Annotated in this window: 18 protein-coding genes and 1 tRNA gene; 15 read left to right on the top strand and 4 right to left on the bottom strand. The window is 58.4% G+C overall.

All coding sequences use genetic code 11. From position 1 onward, the window contains the following. Positions 1-13 precede the first annotated feature (13 nt). The 3 genes from Q362_RS0108895 to Q362_RS0108910 all read left to right on the top strand — a co-directional run bounded on the left by Q362_RS0108895 (position 14) and on the right by Q362_RS0108910 (position 2,363). Positions 14-1,327, top strand: a complete 1,314-nt coding sequence (locus Q362_RS0108895) for a PhoH family protein (RefSeq protein WP_028318396.1) — start codon at positions 14-16, stop codon at positions 1,325-1,327. A 34-nt stretch (positions 1,328-1,361) separates the two neighbouring features. Continuing rightward, entirely contained in the window at positions 1,362-1,694 is a 333-nt protein-coding gene (locus Q362_RS0108900) for a hypothetical protein (RefSeq protein ID WP_028318397.1), read from the top strand. Positions 1,695-1,829: 135 nt separating this feature from the next. Beyond that, entirely contained in the window at positions 1,830-2,363 is a 534-nt protein-coding gene (locus Q362_RS0108910) for a nitroreductase family protein (protein WP_028318398.1), read from the top strand. A 40-nt stretch (positions 2,364-2,403) separates the two neighbouring features. Here Q362_RS0108910 and Q362_RS24050 read toward each other — a convergent pair whose 3' ends face one another. Further along, the gene (locus Q362_RS24050; protein ID WP_169737390.1) at positions 2,404-2,631 is read right to left on the bottom strand and encodes a hypothetical protein; all 228 of its coding nucleotides are present in this window, start codon (positions 2,629-2,631) and stop codon (positions 2,404-2,406) included. An 18-nt stretch (positions 2,632-2,649) separates the two neighbouring features. On the opposite strand from Q362_RS24050, the gene Q362_RS0108915 reads away from it, so the two are divergent. Continuing rightward, positions 2,650-3,336, top strand: coding sequence for a hypothetical protein (locus tag Q362_RS0108915; protein WP_169737391.1), 687 nt, complete (start codon positions 2,650-2,652; stop codon positions 3,334-3,336). Between the two features lie 58 nt (positions 3,337-3,394). Beyond that, positions 3,395-3,470 (top strand) — tRNA-Phe (locus Q362_RS0108920). A 109-nt stretch (positions 3,471-3,579) separates the two neighbouring features. On the opposite strand, the gene Q362_RS19935 is transcribed toward Q362_RS0108920, so the two are convergent. The 3 genes from Q362_RS19935 to Q362_RS0108935 form a co-directional block, all read right to left on the bottom strand. Next, complete coding sequence (locus Q362_RS19935) at positions 3,580-5,169, bottom strand: sigma-54-dependent Fis family transcriptional regulator (protein WP_245590185.1); 1,590 nt, start codon at positions 5,167-5,169, stop codon at positions 3,580-3,582. A 152-nt stretch (positions 5,170-5,321) separates the two neighbouring features. Beyond that, complete coding sequence (locus Q362_RS19940; protein ID WP_084312502.1) at positions 5,322-6,485, bottom strand: LeuA family protein; 1,164 nt, start codon at positions 6,483-6,485, stop codon at positions 5,322-5,324. Positions 6,486-6,614: 129 nt separating this feature from the next. Beyond that, positions 6,615-7,235, bottom strand: a complete 621-nt coding sequence (locus tag Q362_RS0108935; RefSeq protein ID WP_169737392.1) for a NifB/NifX family molybdenum-iron cluster-binding protein — start codon at positions 7,233-7,235, stop codon at positions 6,615-6,617. Between Q362_RS0108935 and Q362_RS23545 the strand changes: the two genes are divergently transcribed. The 10 genes from Q362_RS23545 (at position 7,229) to Q362_RS0108990 (ending at position 15,246) form a co-directional block, all read left to right on the top strand. Continuing rightward, positions 7,229-7,453 carry a hypothetical protein gene (locus Q362_RS23545; protein ID WP_157469997.1) on the top strand — a complete coding sequence of 75 codons (225 nt, stop codon included), beginning with the start codon at positions 7,229-7,231 and terminating at the stop codon, positions 7,451-7,453. The genes Q362_RS0108935 and Q362_RS23545 overlap by 7 nt on opposite strands. 117 nt (positions 7,454-7,570) lie before the next feature. Next, positions 7,571-8,401, top strand: coding sequence for a nitrogenase iron protein (gene nifH, locus Q362_RS0108940; RefSeq protein ID WP_035216184.1), 831 nt, complete (start codon positions 7,571-7,573; stop codon positions 8,399-8,401). Positions 8,402-8,431: 30 nt separating this feature from the next. Next, positions 8,432-8,749, top strand: a complete 318-nt coding sequence (locus Q362_RS0108945; RefSeq protein WP_028318402.1) for a P-II family nitrogen regulator — start codon at positions 8,432-8,434, stop codon at positions 8,747-8,749. A 93-nt stretch (positions 8,750-8,842) separates the two neighbouring features. After that, on the top strand, positions 8,843-9,214 hold the full coding sequence (locus tag Q362_RS0108955) for a P-II family nitrogen regulator (RefSeq protein ID WP_028318403.1): 372 nt from the start codon (positions 8,843-8,845) through the stop codon (positions 9,212-9,214). 26 nt (positions 9,215-9,240) lie between these two features. Next, positions 9,241-10,806 carry a nitrogenase iron-iron protein, alpha chain gene (gene anfD, locus Q362_RS0108960; protein ID WP_028318404.1) on the top strand — a complete coding sequence of 522 codons (1,566 nt, stop codon included), beginning with the start codon at positions 9,241-9,243 and terminating at the stop codon, positions 10,804-10,806. An 11-nt stretch (positions 10,807-10,817) separates the two neighbouring features. Then, positions 10,818-11,171, top strand: a complete 354-nt coding sequence (gene anfG / locus Q362_RS0108965) for a Fe-only nitrogenase subunit delta (RefSeq protein WP_028318405.1) — start codon at positions 10,818-10,820, stop codon at positions 11,169-11,171. A gap of 30 nt (positions 11,172-11,201) precedes the next feature. Next, a complete protein-coding gene (anfK, locus tag Q362_RS0108970; protein WP_028318406.1) occupies positions 11,202-12,587 on the top strand; it encodes a Fe-only nitrogenase subunit beta in 1,386 nt (461 codons plus the stop codon). Positions 12,588-12,765: 178 nt separating this feature from the next. Beyond that, a complete protein-coding gene (locus tag Q362_RS0108975; RefSeq protein WP_051553968.1) occupies positions 12,766-13,365 on the top strand; it encodes a gamma-glutamylcyclotransferase family protein in 600 nt (199 codons plus the stop codon). A 64-nt stretch (positions 13,366-13,429) separates the two neighbouring features. Then, positions 13,430-13,930 carry a pyridoxamine 5'-phosphate oxidase family protein gene (locus Q362_RS0108980; protein WP_028318408.1) on the top strand — a complete coding sequence of 167 codons (501 nt, stop codon included), beginning with the start codon at positions 13,430-13,432 and terminating at the stop codon, positions 13,928-13,930. Positions 13,931-14,703: 773 nt separating this feature from the next. Further along, positions 14,704-15,246, top strand: a complete 543-nt coding sequence (locus Q362_RS0108990; protein ID WP_028318410.1) for a Chromate resistance protein ChrB — start codon at positions 14,704-14,706, stop codon at positions 15,244-15,246. Positions 15,247-15,296: the final 50 nt, after the last annotated feature.

A 15,296-nucleotide genomic window follows, 5' to 3' on the forward strand; every position in this document is an offset into this window, starting at 1 on the left:
CCACGGAACCCGCATGTCCAGCAAGTTCTTCGTCCTCGACACCAACGTGCTCCTCCACAACAGCGACGCCATCACCTGCTTTGCCGACAACACCGTGGTCCTGCCGATGACGGTGATCGAGGAGTTGGACAAGTTCAAGAAGAACAACGACGAACTGGGCCGCAACGCCCGCGGCGTCATCCGCTGCCTCGACCGGCTGCGCGGCCAGGGCAGCCTCGGCAAGGGCGTGCCGACCGACGACGGCGGCGTGGTGTGGATCACCATGGAAAAGGAGGAGGACTGCGGCACCTGCATCGACCTGACCATTCCGGACAACCGCATCATCGCCACCGCCTTCCGGCTCTTCCGCGAAGGCAAGCGGGTGATCTTCGTGTCCAAGGACATCAACGCCCGCCTCAAGGCCGATGCCCTGGGCATCGAGGTCCAGGATTTCGAGCGGGAAAAGGCCGACTTCGACCGGCTGTACACCGGCTGGCGCGTCCTTATGGTCGAAGGGGCCGTCATCGGCCGCCTGCACCAGGACAAGGAGGTGGAACTGGCGGACCACTCCTTCCAGCCCAACGAATTCGTCCTCCTGAAGGAGGCGGGCAACGAACGGCACACCAAGGTCGGCCGGGCCGTGGGCGCCACCCGGCTGCGCGCCCTCGATCCCCGGTACGACAGCGCCTTCAAGCTCCGCCCCCGCAGCCTGGAGCAGCGGGCGGCCCTGGAGCTGCTGCTCAATCCGGACATCTCCCTGGTGTCGCTCATCGGCCAGGCCGGCACCGGCAAGACCCTGCTGGCCCTGGCGGCCGGCATGGCCAGTACTCTCAAATCCGACCAGTACGAAAAGCTGCTGGTTTCCCGCCCGATCATCCCGCTGGGACGGGACATCGGCTATCTGCCCGGCACCAAGGACGAGAAGATGAAGCTGTGGATGCAGCCGATCTTCGACAACCTCTCCTATCTGATGGGTCTGACCAACGGCGGCAGGCAGGACGCCGCCGCCGAGCTGGGCATCAAGCGGCTGCTCCGCGAAGACCGGATCGAGCTGGAAGCGCTCACCTATATCCGCGGCCGCTCGATCTCGCGCCAGTACGTCATCGTCGACGAGGCCCAGAACCTGACCCCGCACGAGGTCAAGACCATCATCAGCCGGGCCGGCGAGGGCACCAAGATGATCCTCACCGGCGACCCGGAGCAGATCGACAACCCCTACCTCGACGCCAGCAGCAACGGCCTGAGCTACACGGTGGAGCGGCTCAAGGGCCAGGAGGCCTGCGGCCACATCACCCTGGTCCGCTCCGAACGCAGCCATCTGGCCTCGCTGGCCGCCGAATACCTGTGATGCCCGCCGCCCCGAAACCGCCAAGGATTACGCCATGCGCCAATACCTGATCGACGAGATCTCCTTTCTCGAACGCGACAACCTCGACAGCTACCTCAAACGGACCCTCAAGCCGGGCGGCCTGGAGGGGGTTTTCTTCCTGGCCATCCCGCCGGACCTCATCGGGCCGGAACAGCTGGGCCACGAGGACTGCGGCCCCTTCTACTGCACCGTTCTCCTGGAGCAGACCTCGATCCGCTTCGAATTTCTGGTGCGCAGCGCCAGCACCATGCACTGCTCTTGCATTGCCCAGGCGACCCCGGCCCAGCGCCAGTTCATCCTCGATTTCGCCGACCGCATGCTGGCCGAGGAGATGATCCGGGCATGAAGGCCACCGACATCCCGCTGGAGGAGCGCATCATCTTCGCCCCGGACCTGGCCGATCCCCATGCCGCCATCGCCGCCACGCGCCGGAAAGTCGCCGCGGTTTCGAACTGAATCCCCCACGACCAGGAGGCCTTGCATGTTGATCGATCTCTTACGCAGCCGCAGAAGCATCCGCCGGTTCACCGAGCAGCCGGTCGAGCCGGAAAAAATTGACCTCCTCCTGGAGGCGGCGCTCCGTTCGCCCTCCTCCAAGGGCAACAATCCCTGGGAACTGATCGTGGTCACCGACCGGGAGATGCTGCGACGGCTGGCGGTGGCCAAGGCCCACGGCGCCACCTTCCTCCAGGGCGCGCCGCTGGCGATCGTGGTCTGCGCCGATCCGGTCAAGAGCGATGTCTGGGTGGAGGACGCCGCCATCGCCGCCACCCTCGTCCACCTCGAGGCCACCGACCTCGGCCTGGGCAGTTGCTGGGTGCAGATCCGCCTGCGGCAGCGCGAAGACGGCAGCGATGCGCAGGCCTACCTGGCCGATCTCCTCGGTTTGCCCGAAGGGGTGATGGTCCTGGCCATTGTCGGCATCGGCCATCCGGCCGACAGCAAGAGCGGACATCCTTCTTCTTCCCTGCATTTCGACCAGGTCAGCTTCGAACGGTTCGGCCGGCGCAGATGATCCCGTCTCCGGCCCGGTCGCTCCATCCCTGGCCCGGCAATCAAACGGCCCGCCGATAGCGCGGAAATGCATCGGCCGCCGCGATATTTTTGGTTCGCACCTTGATTTTCTCTTTTTCCCTGTGCGATAATGGCCGTAGCAATTGAGTGCCGTCATTTCGTGCGCCCGGCACTGTTCGACTCTTTTCATCGATAAGGCGAAGATTATGCGTTGCCCTAAATGCGGCTTTATTTCCTTTGATCACCTGGAAACCTGTAAAAAGTGCCAAAAATATCTCGGCGACATCGTGGCCGAACTCAACGGTACCACGTATGACGCCGCGCCTCCGCTGTTTCTGACCATCGCCACCGCGGAGGAAGAAACCGTCCCGTTTTCCTCGCAGCAGGCCGGGGAGCGGGAAACGTCCTCCATGTTTACGGATGAGCAGGTGTTTGCAATGGAAGGGGACACCGGGGATGACGTTGCACTCGACCAGGAAATGCCCCAGGAGACCGAACGGCACGAAATAGAGTTTGCGGGGTTTGACGAGGAATTGGAGGTGGACCTGGGAACCATCGCCGAAATGTCGGCCCAGGATGAGTTTACGCTCGAGGAGGAGCTTGCCGACGACGAGGCGCAGCCGTCCCTGCCTGCCATGGATTTCGGCGATCTCGACATTTCGGACCTGGCGCCGCCCCCCGCAACGGAACAACCCGAACCCATCCGCTTCGAGGAACCGCCGGTGTTGAGCGATCTGGAACCCGTGGCGGCCCTCTCCCCCACGCCGCCGTCCGTGCCGCCAGTTTCTGCTTCCCGCAAGAGTCAGGGCGGCCTTGAAGATCTCAACTTCAACGGCCTGGATCTCGAATCCCCGGCCAAGCTGGTCAGCGGCAGCGCCGCCGGCAAGCGCTTCCTCCCCTCGGTGAAAACCGGCACCGCCCTCGACAAATTCGATATCGACCTCGGCGAACTCTTCACCGACAACAAAAAATAAAAAAATCTTGACAATAAACCTGCCTTCTTGCTAAGTATGCAGGCCTTCAGATTCGGGTGCCGAGATAGCTCAGTCGGTAGAGCAACGGACTGAAAATCCGTGTGTCCCTGGTTCAAATCCTGGTCTCGGCACCAATACAAGCAAAGGGTTGCGGCGTATCGCCTGCAACCCTTTTTTTGTCAATGCCGATTCGGCGCCTACTTCGTCACGCCAAGGTACTTTGAACTTCCGTTTTTCGTGTAATCACATGCCAAACCGAAATCTTCGATAATCAATATTCAATTTGTCTATCCGCAGACGGAGTGCATGCCGGGTCATGCCGAGTTCACGTGCGGCGATGCTCATGTTGCCCCGGCTTGTCTTCAATGCGTCCACGATTATTTCGTGGGCAACAGTATCAAGCCTGGCCTGTAGACCGACCTTGACGGCCGTACCGGAAGCGCTGGCGGTCTGGAGCGAAGGGGGAAGATTGAAGGCATGGATCACGTGGTCGTCAGCCAGAATCGCGGCGCGCTCAATCACATTCTCAAGTTCCCGCACATTGCCGGGCCAGTGATAACTCATGAGCAGATCAAGCGCTGGTGTCGTGATCCTTTTGATTTCCTTTCCATTTTCCTTAGCGAATCGGGCCGCGAAGTGATCGGCCAAGGTAATGATATCGCTGCCGCGTTCGCGAAGCGGCGGGATCATGATCGGAAAAACGTTCAAGCGATAAAATAGATCCTCACGAAATTGACCCTCAGCCGACAATGTCGCCAAGTCCCTATTGGTGGCGGTGATGATGCGAATATCCACCTTTATCGGCCGATTGCCGCCTACGCGCTCAAACGTGCGCTCCTGCAGGACGCGCAGGAGTTTCGTCTGCATGGCCAGGGAAAGTTCCCCGATTTCGTCCAGAAAGATCGTGCCCCCGTCGGCCTCCTCGAAACGGCCGATGCGCTGATTGCTGGCGCCGGTGAATGCCCCTTTTTCGTGCCCGAACAGTTCGCTTTCGATCAGGTTTTCGGGAAGGGCTGCGCAGTTGAACTTGATGAACGGACCGCGGGACTGGGCGCTGGCATAATGGATCGCGTTGGCGACCAATTCCTTGCCCACTCCGCTTTCCCCGAGAATCAGCACGGTCGTCTTGGTCTGAGCGATCCGTTCGATCATCGCGTGAATTTCACGCATGGGCTTGGAATCGCCAATAATGTTATCCGGCCGGTATTTCTTCTTCAGCGCGTCCTGGAGGCGCTGATTTTCATTGAGCCAATACGAACGCTCCTCGTTCTCAAGCAAAAAAAGCTCGGCTGCATGGGCGGTCATCGTCGCAATGATTGTCAGCACCTCAAGCACACGATTAAGAAACTCCTGTGAAGCGGTGTTGATTTCGGCGCTGATGGTTCCCAAGACTTTTTTTCCACGGACGATCGGCACGCAAATAAACGAAAGACGCTGATGGTCGCCGGCGGACATGCTTTGAGTGCGGTTGAGGAACTTCGGTTCATTGCCGATCTCGGGAATGATGACGGCTTTCCCGGTTTCTACGACTTCGCCGGTAATGCCCTCGCCGGGCGAATAAATGCCGCGCCGCTCCTCTTCAGAGGTGAGGCCGATGCTTTTGTGAATAAAAATTTTACCCGTTTTGCGACTGTATAAATTCACCATGCCACGAATAACGCCCAAATTGCGCTCCATGATCAGGAGGAGGATGTCTATGGCCTGGGAAAGACTTTCGCTGTCATCGAGGACCTTGCTCAATTGAAAAAGAGGCGGCAGCACCTTGACCCGGCACACTTCCCCCATCACGAAGCTGCAGTCGCGCTTTTCGGAGTGCATGGTGGTGTTCTTCAATTCACGATCTCGAGACATAATTCGGGCAGCCGCAGCATGTTCTGACATCCGTCAACCTGTAAAAAACAAGATAAAACTTAGGTAGATACCACCAGCTTCCCCTGTATCCGCATCGATGAGCCGTCCGGGAAAGCCGGTGTGCTTTTTGTCGTTCAGGTTTTGTGGGCGCATCTTCCGGAAAGAAATTCCTTGAAAATACGGTTTACGTCCAGGCCTTGTTCGCGGGCCATCCTTGCCCTGATATCCGCAAGGAATGTGGTGATTTGTTCGTCGTCCAGAGTGAGGGACTCAAGCCCGGCAAGGTAGCGCACAGCGGCCCGGCCGGAATGCTTGCCAAGGATCAATTTTCGCTGACCGCCGACGATCTCGGGCGGGAAGAGTTCGTAGGTCTCGGAGGCCTTGAGCAGGCCGTCGACATGAATGCCCGATTCGTGATGAAAGATATCGCTGCCGATGATGGGTTTCTGCGGCGGTATGGGCCGCCTGCAGATCTTGCCGACCTCCTCGCACAATTGCTTCAGAGCAATGAAATCAAAGGTACCGTAATACCCCTCGATAAAGTGCAGCGCGCCGACGAATTCTTCCAGCGGCGTGTTGCCGGCCCGCTCGCCGAGTCCCAGGAGCGAGCAGGAAACCATCTGCGCCCCGGCTTTCCAGGCTGCCACCGCATTGGCCGTCGCCATGCCGAAATCGTCATGCCCATGAAAATCAATCGGAACCGGCAGGCAGCCCGCAAGATACGACACGACCGCTGCGGCGCGGTCCGGAGTCAACACGCCCAACGTATCCGCATAACGCACCCGCGAGGCGCCTGATTCGACGGCAGTTGCGAAGACTTCGCGCAAAAATTCGGGATCGGTGCGGGAAGCATCCTCGGCGCCAAAGGAGATGATCGCCCCTTGCTCGACCGCAGGGCCAACAACCCGCTTGATGCGATCGAGAATCCATGCCCGGTTCTTGCCGAGCTTCAGGTCGATGTGCGTGGGACTGGTGGGTATGGAAACATGGACATGCCTGACCCCGCAGGCCAACGACGCGGCGATGTCTGCCTCAACGAGCCGGTTCCACGATAAAATTTCAGCCGCAAGACCGGACCGGACAAGTTGGGCAAGGACATGCTGTTCTGCTGGTCCCATGGAAGGGATGCCGGCTTCGATCACGCCAACGCCGAGCATATCCAACTGCCGGGCAATCAGGATTTTCTCATCGCTGGTAAAATAAAGACCAGGACTTTGCTCGCCATCGCGTAGCGTTGTGTCGAGTAAAACAGGGGGGTGCGTTCTCAACGATTGTTGACTGGCTCGTGGATTCAACATACGCACAGTGAGGGAGAGTTCACACAATCAAGAAGAGACAGCATCGTACCATCCAATTCTGCGAGCAACCGCGCTTCTTTTTTGATTTATATTTTTTTCGAGATAACGCAATGCGCAACATTGCGCTCGCTAACTCTCATAGCATCCCCGGCCGCCACCGCCACAGACACTGCTTGTACAGCGGATTCCGGCTTGTTGCCGTACAGCGGGACGAGCGAGGATTTCAGGGCGGGCCATGGAGTGAAGATTGCCACCGGTGACGATCAAACGAAGCGCGTCGACGATCAAGCCTTCAACAATATACACCATGATTCCCTTGTTGACCAAGATCTTGAAGGGCGCCTCACCGATGCCGGGAACCAGCAACCAGCCGCAATCCGAGAGAACCTTGCCCAATTCCATCCATCGCCCCAGGCCCTTGCTGGGGATCGGAATGGCCCGTCGTTCCACCAGTTCGGGCTCAGCGGCGCCAGCCCGATAAATAAGAAGCGATAAGGCCTTTCCCAGGGGTTGGTTGATGCTTTCCCCGTCCGTCGAGGCAATGGCCACATGGGGACGCGCGGGATTGTAGTCGTGTCGTATCAGTTCCTCGGCCATGTGCAGGTCTTTCATGGTGTTTCCCTTTCCTGGTGCAAACGTTCCTTTGTCGGATGATTGCCAATTTTTCTCTGCAATCCTCCTCCTCAGGAGGATCTCGTTTTCGCCACTTCCAAAGGAAGGACAGCTGAATAACAGCAGCAATCGTGCCAAAAAATATCCGGCCGCGCTTTGCGGCACAGTTTTCAGGCCATATAAATATTCATCGTATTTTCAATGAATTACCAGAAAAGAACCGCAACTTCAAATTGTGCGCAGCGGGGCGAACTGTCCCGAATCGCACAAAAGGCGAGGAAATGGAAGAATCGGGACAGTTGTTTGGGGGCCAAAGATGGGCAAAAAGGGGGAAACAGGCGTTGATTAAAAATTAATTATTTGAAATCAACATATTACACTCTTGGCATCATGATTGCTTTATGAGGCGGCATGCAGGCGGGACCCAAACAACCCCACCCAACCCTCGAATCATTTCCATAAGGAGTACGAACATGCCTCCAAGAAAGATCGCCTTCTACGGCAAGGGCGGAATCGGCAAGTCCACCACCCAGCAGAACACCGCTGCCGCGATGGCACATTTCCATGACAAGAAAATCTTCATCCACGGCTGCGACCCGAAGGCCGACTGTACCCGCCTGGTTCTCGGCGGCAAACCGCAGGAAACCCTGATGGACCTGCTGCGGGAAAAAGGTGCGGAGAAGATCACCAACGATGCGGTCATCAAGACGGGCTTTCACGGTATCCAGTGCGTGGAATCCGGCGGACCGGAACCGGGCGTGGGCTGCGCCGGCCGCGGTATCATCACCGCCATCGATCTCATGGAGAACAACGGCGCCTATTCGGACGACCTGGATTTCATCTTCTTCGACGTTCTGGGCGACGTGGTCTGCGGCGGTTTCGCCATGCCGATTCGCGACGGCAAGGCCCAGGAGGTCTATATCGTCGCCTCCGGCGAAATGATGGCCATCTATGCGGCCAACAACATCTGCCGCGGCCTGCTCAAGTATGCCAAGCAAAGCGGTGTGCGTCTGGGCGGCATCATCTGCAACAGCCGCAAGGTCGATCGCGAGCAGGAACTCATGGACGAATTCACCTCGGCCATCGGCACGCAGATGATCCATTTCGTGCCGCGCGACAACGTCGTCCAACGAGCCGAGTTCAACAAGAAAACGGTCGTTGATTACGACGCGGACGAGAACCAGGCCCACGAGTACGGCGAGTTGGCCCGCAAAATCATTGAAAACGAGATGTTCGTCATTCCCAAGCCGCTCAACATGGACGAACTCGAGGCGATGGTGGCCAAGTACGGCCTTGTCGACTGATCCCTCAACAATCATAAGGAAAACAGCACCATGAAAATGATCCGAGCGATCTTGCGACCCGAGTCGGTCGACAGTGTGGCCGATGGCCTGGCCGAGGCGGGCCTATTTTCCATGACCAAGATGAACGTCTTTGGCCGGGGCAAGCAGAAGGGCATCACGATTGGAACGATGCATTATGACGAACTGTCGAAGGTCATGCTGATGTTGGTCGTCGAGGACGGCAAAGTCGACGAGGTGTTGAAGCTCATCAAGTACAAAGCCTACACCGGCAACTTCGGTGACGGCAAGATCTTCATCTCACCCGTCGACGACGCGGTCACCGTGCGGACCGGAGCCAGAGGGCTGTGAGCAGCGGCGCCCATCGGGCGGCAGATCTGGTGCTGCCCGGCGGCGCGCTCCCGGTGAAGCGATCCATCATCTCCTGATGAAAAAGGGCACCAAATGAAAGAAATCATAGCAATTATCCGGCCGAAGAAAGTCGGCCCCACCAAGAAGGCCCTCGCGGAAATGGGATTCCCCAGCATGACGGCCATGGCCGTGCTCGGTCGTGGCAAGCAACGGGGAATCGCCGGCGAGATTGCCTGCGATGTCCCGGTCTCCCTGCAGGCGCAAGCCAGATCCGGCGGCATGAAGTATGTCCCCAAACGGTTGCTCTCCCTGGTTGTCGCCAACGAAGACGTCGAGGCGGTCATCGCGACCATCGTCAAGGTCAACCAGACCGCGCAGATCGGTGACGGCAGGATTTTCATCTGCCCGATTGACAACGCGCTTCGCGTCCGCACCGACGAGACCGGTGAAAGCGCCATCAAGTAAGATTTTCACCACAATGAGGTTATCCCATGCCGTACCATGAGTTCGAATGCAGCAAATGCATCCCCGAAAGAAAACAACATGCCGTCATCAAGGGGCCCGGCGAGCAGTTGACCGATGCGCTGCCCCAGGGCTATTTGAACACCATACCCGGAACCATCTCGGAACGCGGTTGCGCTTATTGCGGCGCCAAACACGTGATCGGCACGCCGATGAAGGATGTCATCCACCTCAGCCACGGACCGGTGGGCTGCACCTACGACACCTGGCAGACCAAGCGGTACCTGAGCGACAACGACAATTTCCAGCTCAAATACACCTTTGCCTCGGACATGAAGGAAAAGCATGTCGTCTTCGGTGCGGAGGGGATGCTGAAACAGAATATCATCGAGGCGTTCAAGGCGTTTCCCCACATCAAGCGCATGACCATCTACCAGACCTGCGCCACGGCCCTGATCGGCGACGACCTGCATGCCGTTGCCCAGGAGGTCATGGATGAACTGCCCGACGTGGACATCTTCGTCTGCAACTCGCCCGGCTTCCGCGGCCCGAGCCAATCCGGCGGCCACCACACCATCTGCATCGCCTGGTTCAAGGAAAAGGTCGGGACCTTCGAGCCGGTCCGGGAAGGCGAATACATCATCAACTACGTCGGCGAGTACAACATCCAGGGCGACCAGTACATCATGGAGGATTTCTTCGAGCGCATGGGGATTACCGTCAACTCGACCTTCACCGGCAACGGCTCCTACGACGATCTGCGCGCCATGCACCGCGCCCACCTCAACGTGCTGGAGTGCGCCCGTTCGTCGGAATACCTGTGCAACGAACTCCGGGTCAAATACGGCATCCCGCGTCTGGACATCGACGGGTTCGGCTTCAAGCCCCTGGGCGACTCGCTCAAAAAAGTCGCCCTGTTCTTCGGCATCGAGGACCGGGCCCAGAAGATCATCGACGAGGAGACCGCCCGCTGGCAGCCGGAACTGGACTGGTACAAGGCGCGGCTGCAGGACAAGAAGGTCTGCCTCTGGCCCGGCGGCTCCAAGCTGTGGCACTGGGCGCACTGCATCCACGAGGAGATGGGGGTCAAGGTGGTTTCGGTCTACACCAAGTTCGGCCACCAGGGCGACATGGAAAAGGGTATCGCCCGCGTCGAGGAAGGAGCCCTGGCCATCGACGATCCCAACGAACTGGAAGGTCTGGAGGCCATGGAAACGTTGCAGCCGGACATTATCTTCACCGGCAAGCGCCCCGGCGAGGTGGCCAAGAAAATCCGCGTTCCCTACCTGAACGCCCACGGGTATCACAACGGTCCCTGGAAGGGCTGGGAAGGCTGGGTGCGCTTTGCGCGCGACATTTACAACGCCATCTACTCGCCCATGCACAAACTCTCCAAGCTGGATATCAGCAAGGACGAGATCCCCACCACCATCGGCTTCGAGACCCAGCGCATGCTCTCCGACGTCAACCTCAGCGACGAGATCAAAAACAACAAGGAGTTACGCGAATATACCGGCAAGTGGGATTGCACCAGAGACCTGATCAAAAAGCCGGCCCCCCGGTCCGATGAGCCGCAGCTGGCCATAGCCGCCTAAGGGAGCGTACGATGGATGAAGCACTCATGAAAGAACGGGTTGAGCAGATGGTGGATGTCATCATGAAGAATTGCCTGTGGCAATTCCACTCCCGCGCCTGGGATCGCCGCGATCAGAACGAAGGCATTCTCACCAAGACCATGCAGTTGCTGTGCGATGAGCGCGTGGTCCTGGAGACGCCGGCGGACCGGTGCTACTGGGTGGATGCGGTCTGGCTGGCCGATGAGTACAGGGCCCGGTTCGATTGGCTTTCGGGCTTGAGCAAGGACGACATCAAGGTGCTCATGAAGGCCCTGCACGAACGCATGGATTTTCTCATGATCGACGGTTCGCTCAATCTCGAACTGACCGATCAGCACTATTAACCCCAGGCACGCTCCCGAAGGAGAAGCATTATGTTCTGTGAATTAAAAGAAAAATCGCGGGTCGGCACCATCAATCCCATCTTCACCTGCCAGCCGTGCGGCGCCCAGTTCGCCAGTATCGGCATCAGGGACTCGATCGGGATTGTCCATGGCGGTCAGGGGTGCGTCATGTTCGTCCGTCTGCTCATCTCCCAGCACCTCAAGGAGAGCTTCGAGCTGGCGTCCTCGTCGGTGCATGAGGAAGGCGCGGTGTTCGGCGCCACCCGCCGGGTCGAGGAGGCGGTGGATGTCCTGCTCATGCGCTATCCCCACGTCCGGGTGGTGCCGATTATCTCGACCTGCTCCACGGAAATTATCGGCGACGACATCGACGGTGTCTGCAACAAGTTGAACGAAGGCCTGCTCAAGGAAAAGTATGCCGATCGGGAAGTCCATCTGATCCCCATTCACACGCCCAGCTTCATCGGCAGCATGATCTCGGGCTATGACCTGGCGGTGCGGGATTTCGTCAAGTTCTTCGCCAGAAAGGGCGAGCCGAACGGCAAGATCAACCTGATCACCGGCTGGGTCAACCCGGCGGACGTGACGGCCATGAAGCACCTGTTGGCCGAAATGCAGGTCGATGCCACGGTGCTGTTCGAGATCGAGGCCTTCGATGCCCCGCTGATGCCGGAGGGGAACCACGTCGCCCACGGCGACACCACCGTGGAGGACCTGATCGGTACCGCCAACGCCGTGGGAACGATTGCCCTCAACCGGTACGAAGGTATGAAGGCCGCGAAATACCTGGAGAACGAATTCGGCGTGCCGGCGATCATCGGGCCGACTCCCATCGGTATCCGCAACACCGACACCTTCCTGGCGCATCTGAAAGCGTTGACCGGCAAGCCGATTCCGCAATCCCTGGTGGAGGAAAGGGGCCGGGCCATCGACGCCATCACCGATGTCGCCCATATGTTCCTGGCCGACAAGAAGGTGGCGATCTTCGGCGCACCCGACCTGGTCATCGGCCTGGCCCAATTCTGCCTGGACATGGAGATGCGACCGGTGCTGCTCCTGCTCGGTGACGACAATTCGAGCTACGGTGACGATCCCCGCATCAAGGAATTGCAGGAGCATGTCGATTTCGACATGGAGATCATCACCAACGCCGACCTGTGGGAACTGGACCGACGGCTCAAGGACGGCATGGAGTTGGACCTGATCCTGGGCCATTCCAAGGGCCGATTCGTTTCCATCGACAACAAGGTGCCGATGCTGCGCGTCGGTTTCCCGACCTACGATCGGGCCGGCATGTTCCGCCATCCGGTTCTGGGCTATGCCGGCGCCACCTGGCTGGCCGAGCAGATCGCCAACACCATCTTCACCGACATGGAATACAAGGGTATCCGCGAATGGAGCCTGAATGTCTGGTGAAAAACGCAGCCCCGGACATCGCTTGGATAGGCAGCGGCCGGGAAAGGTGGGCCGATTGGAACCGACCGGATCATCCTTGACAACCTTAACGGCGAAATCGCGGCAGTCCGGTCGGGAAACGGCAGAAAGGGCCGCCGCGATATCGCCATCCACTTTGTATTGACGAGGGCAGGCCGCCATGCCGAGAGCAACGGATCGGTGTATCGACGATTCCATCTTCCTGTTCGATGACCTGCCCGAAGAGCTGTATTATTTCGCCTACGGTGCCAACATGAACCCCCGGCAGATCCAGCAGCGGTGCAGCACGGCAAAGGTGGTCACGGTGGCGCGGTTGCCCTGCTATCGCATCGATTTTTTCGGCCACTCCAAAATCTGGGATGGCGCCCTGGCGACCGTGGTCCGCGATCCGGAACAGGAGGCCTGGGGCGTGGTGTACGAACTCAGCACCACGGATCTGGAACGGCTCGACGCCTGGCAGGATGTGCGCATGGACGGCACCGGCCCCTATTTTCACTATCCGGTGCGGGTCACGGGCGGCGATGGACGAACCTACACCGCGCTGCTGTATGAAAAGAGCATCCTCGGGGAACCGAGAAAACCGAGCAAACCATACCTGGATTTTATCGTGGCGGGTGCGGCGACCCATCAATTGCCCGCCGGGTATATCGAGCTATTGCAACACATGGCCGCCAGACCGGCATCCTATCCGGTGCCCAAACCGCGAATGTACAATCCGGAAAGCCTGCTGGCCTGGGATTGTTCAAGTTGTGCGGAATGAACCGGCGGTTATCTCTTGTTCAACAAATCTATCCCTCTCCACGAGAGGTAAACGGTGAAAGAATATGTCCACTGACCTGAATTTTCCCCATGGAGCACTACGGCGCAAAGATCGGGAGATCACTGACCGCTCTGAAATGGAATCCATCATCCGGTCTGCCAAAACGATGTATATGGCGCTGGCGGATAACGACACGCCGTTCCTCGTTCCCCTGCATTTCGCCTTCGACGGCACGGCGCTCTATTTTCATTCGGCCAAAGCCGGCACCAAAATCGAACTGCTGAAACGTAACCCGGTTGTTTGCTTTGCGATTTCAGACTACTTCGGAGTGGAGGAAAGCGAGTATCCCTGTGATTTCGAGGCGCGGCATCGCACGGCCATTGGCATGGGCACAGCCTGTTTTGTCGATGACGACACTGAAAAGATCAAGGCCCTTGATCTGATCGTTGCTCAATTCACCGAGAAAAAATTCACCTACCCACAAGCCAAGCTTGATGCGACCATGGTCGTCCGTATTGAGATCGATTCGCTCAAGGGAAAGAAGTACGCCCCTGTTGAGGATTAATCGCTGACCTCGCAGGCAACGAGGAAGAGGCGATCCGGTATTTTTCAATCGTACTGCGAGGTTGCCTCGTAGCGGCAGGATGGCGGTTAGGGGGTCAGGGGGCGACACCTTGTCCGATACCTTTCTTGCCACGCGCATTCTCCGCTACGGTCGCCCCCCTCCGTACCAGGGGACGCCATCGCCTCCTTTCTCCGCGCCTGTGAACATCCCGCCTTCGGCTTTACCGGCAGGCCCGAAACTGCCCTCTTTTTCCTCGAATATCTCCATGCCGGACCGGTGCCGAGAACCCGACGAGCCCCCGCCATTGCCAGTGCCTGCCTTTCCTCGCTTCGACGCCGCCAAACCGAAACCGGCGGCTTTGCCCGCACCCATCTCGCCATCGCTCCCATGGACAACACCTCTCGCGCCGTCCATGGCTTGCCCCTCCTGAAAACGATGGGCATGCTCTAGTCCGCGCCATCCTCCCCCTCACCCGGATCCCCGGATTGATTCCACCTGCACACGGCTACGTTTCCATTGACCTGTAACGATGGCTACATTATTATCGATATTAAATGGTATATATTTTGGCAACGGATAATCATATTCAGCTGAACAAGAGCAATATGTCCCGGCCGATGCGCTTGCAATGCGCACCGTGCTTTCCGGCTTATTCTTCGGCTGGACCACTGGCCTCCGTTCCACTGGCTCGCCCGTTGGCGCCGGTGTCGCAACAAGGGTCGACTTCATAAAAAATACATAGTTACTATCTAAAGGAAGATAAAGGAAGACGCATGGAGATACAAAACTGGTTGCTGCTGACGTATAAGGTGCCGCCGGAGCCGGCCAAAAAGCGTATTTCCCTGTGGCGTAAGCTGAAAGGCATGGGCGCGGTCTATCTGCAGAACGGCGTGTGCCTGCTGCCGAAAACCGACGATCACACCCGGAGGCTGAAAATGCTGGAAAATGAGGTCGCGGAGATGGGAGGCGATGCGGTAATCCTGGAAACGGTGGCCCTGGACAAGGCCCAGGAAAACAAGGTGGTGGCCAGGTTCAAGGCCGACCGTGACGAGGAATACGTGGAGTTCCTCGACAAGTGCAAAGATTTCGAAGCGGAAATCGCCAAGGAAACAGCGGCGAACCACTTCACCTACGCCGAGTTGGAAGAAAACGATGCCGATCTGAAAAAATTGCACTCCTGGCTGGAAAAAATACGCAAGCTCGACTTTTACGGCGCCAATCTCGCCAAGGATGCGGAGAATCGGCTGGCGGACTGCGAGACCCTGCTGGACGCCTATGCCCAGCGCGTCTTCGAAAACCAGGACGAAAATCGCTAGGGCGATGCCGATTTATGCCTTCTGCATGAATCGAATGCCATGATTGGACG

Source organism: Desulfobulbus elongatus DSM 2908, assembly GCF_000621145.1.
Taxonomy (GTDB): Bacteria; Desulfobacterota; Desulfobulbia; order Desulfobulbales; family Desulfobulbaceae; genus Desulfobulbus; species Desulfobulbus elongatus.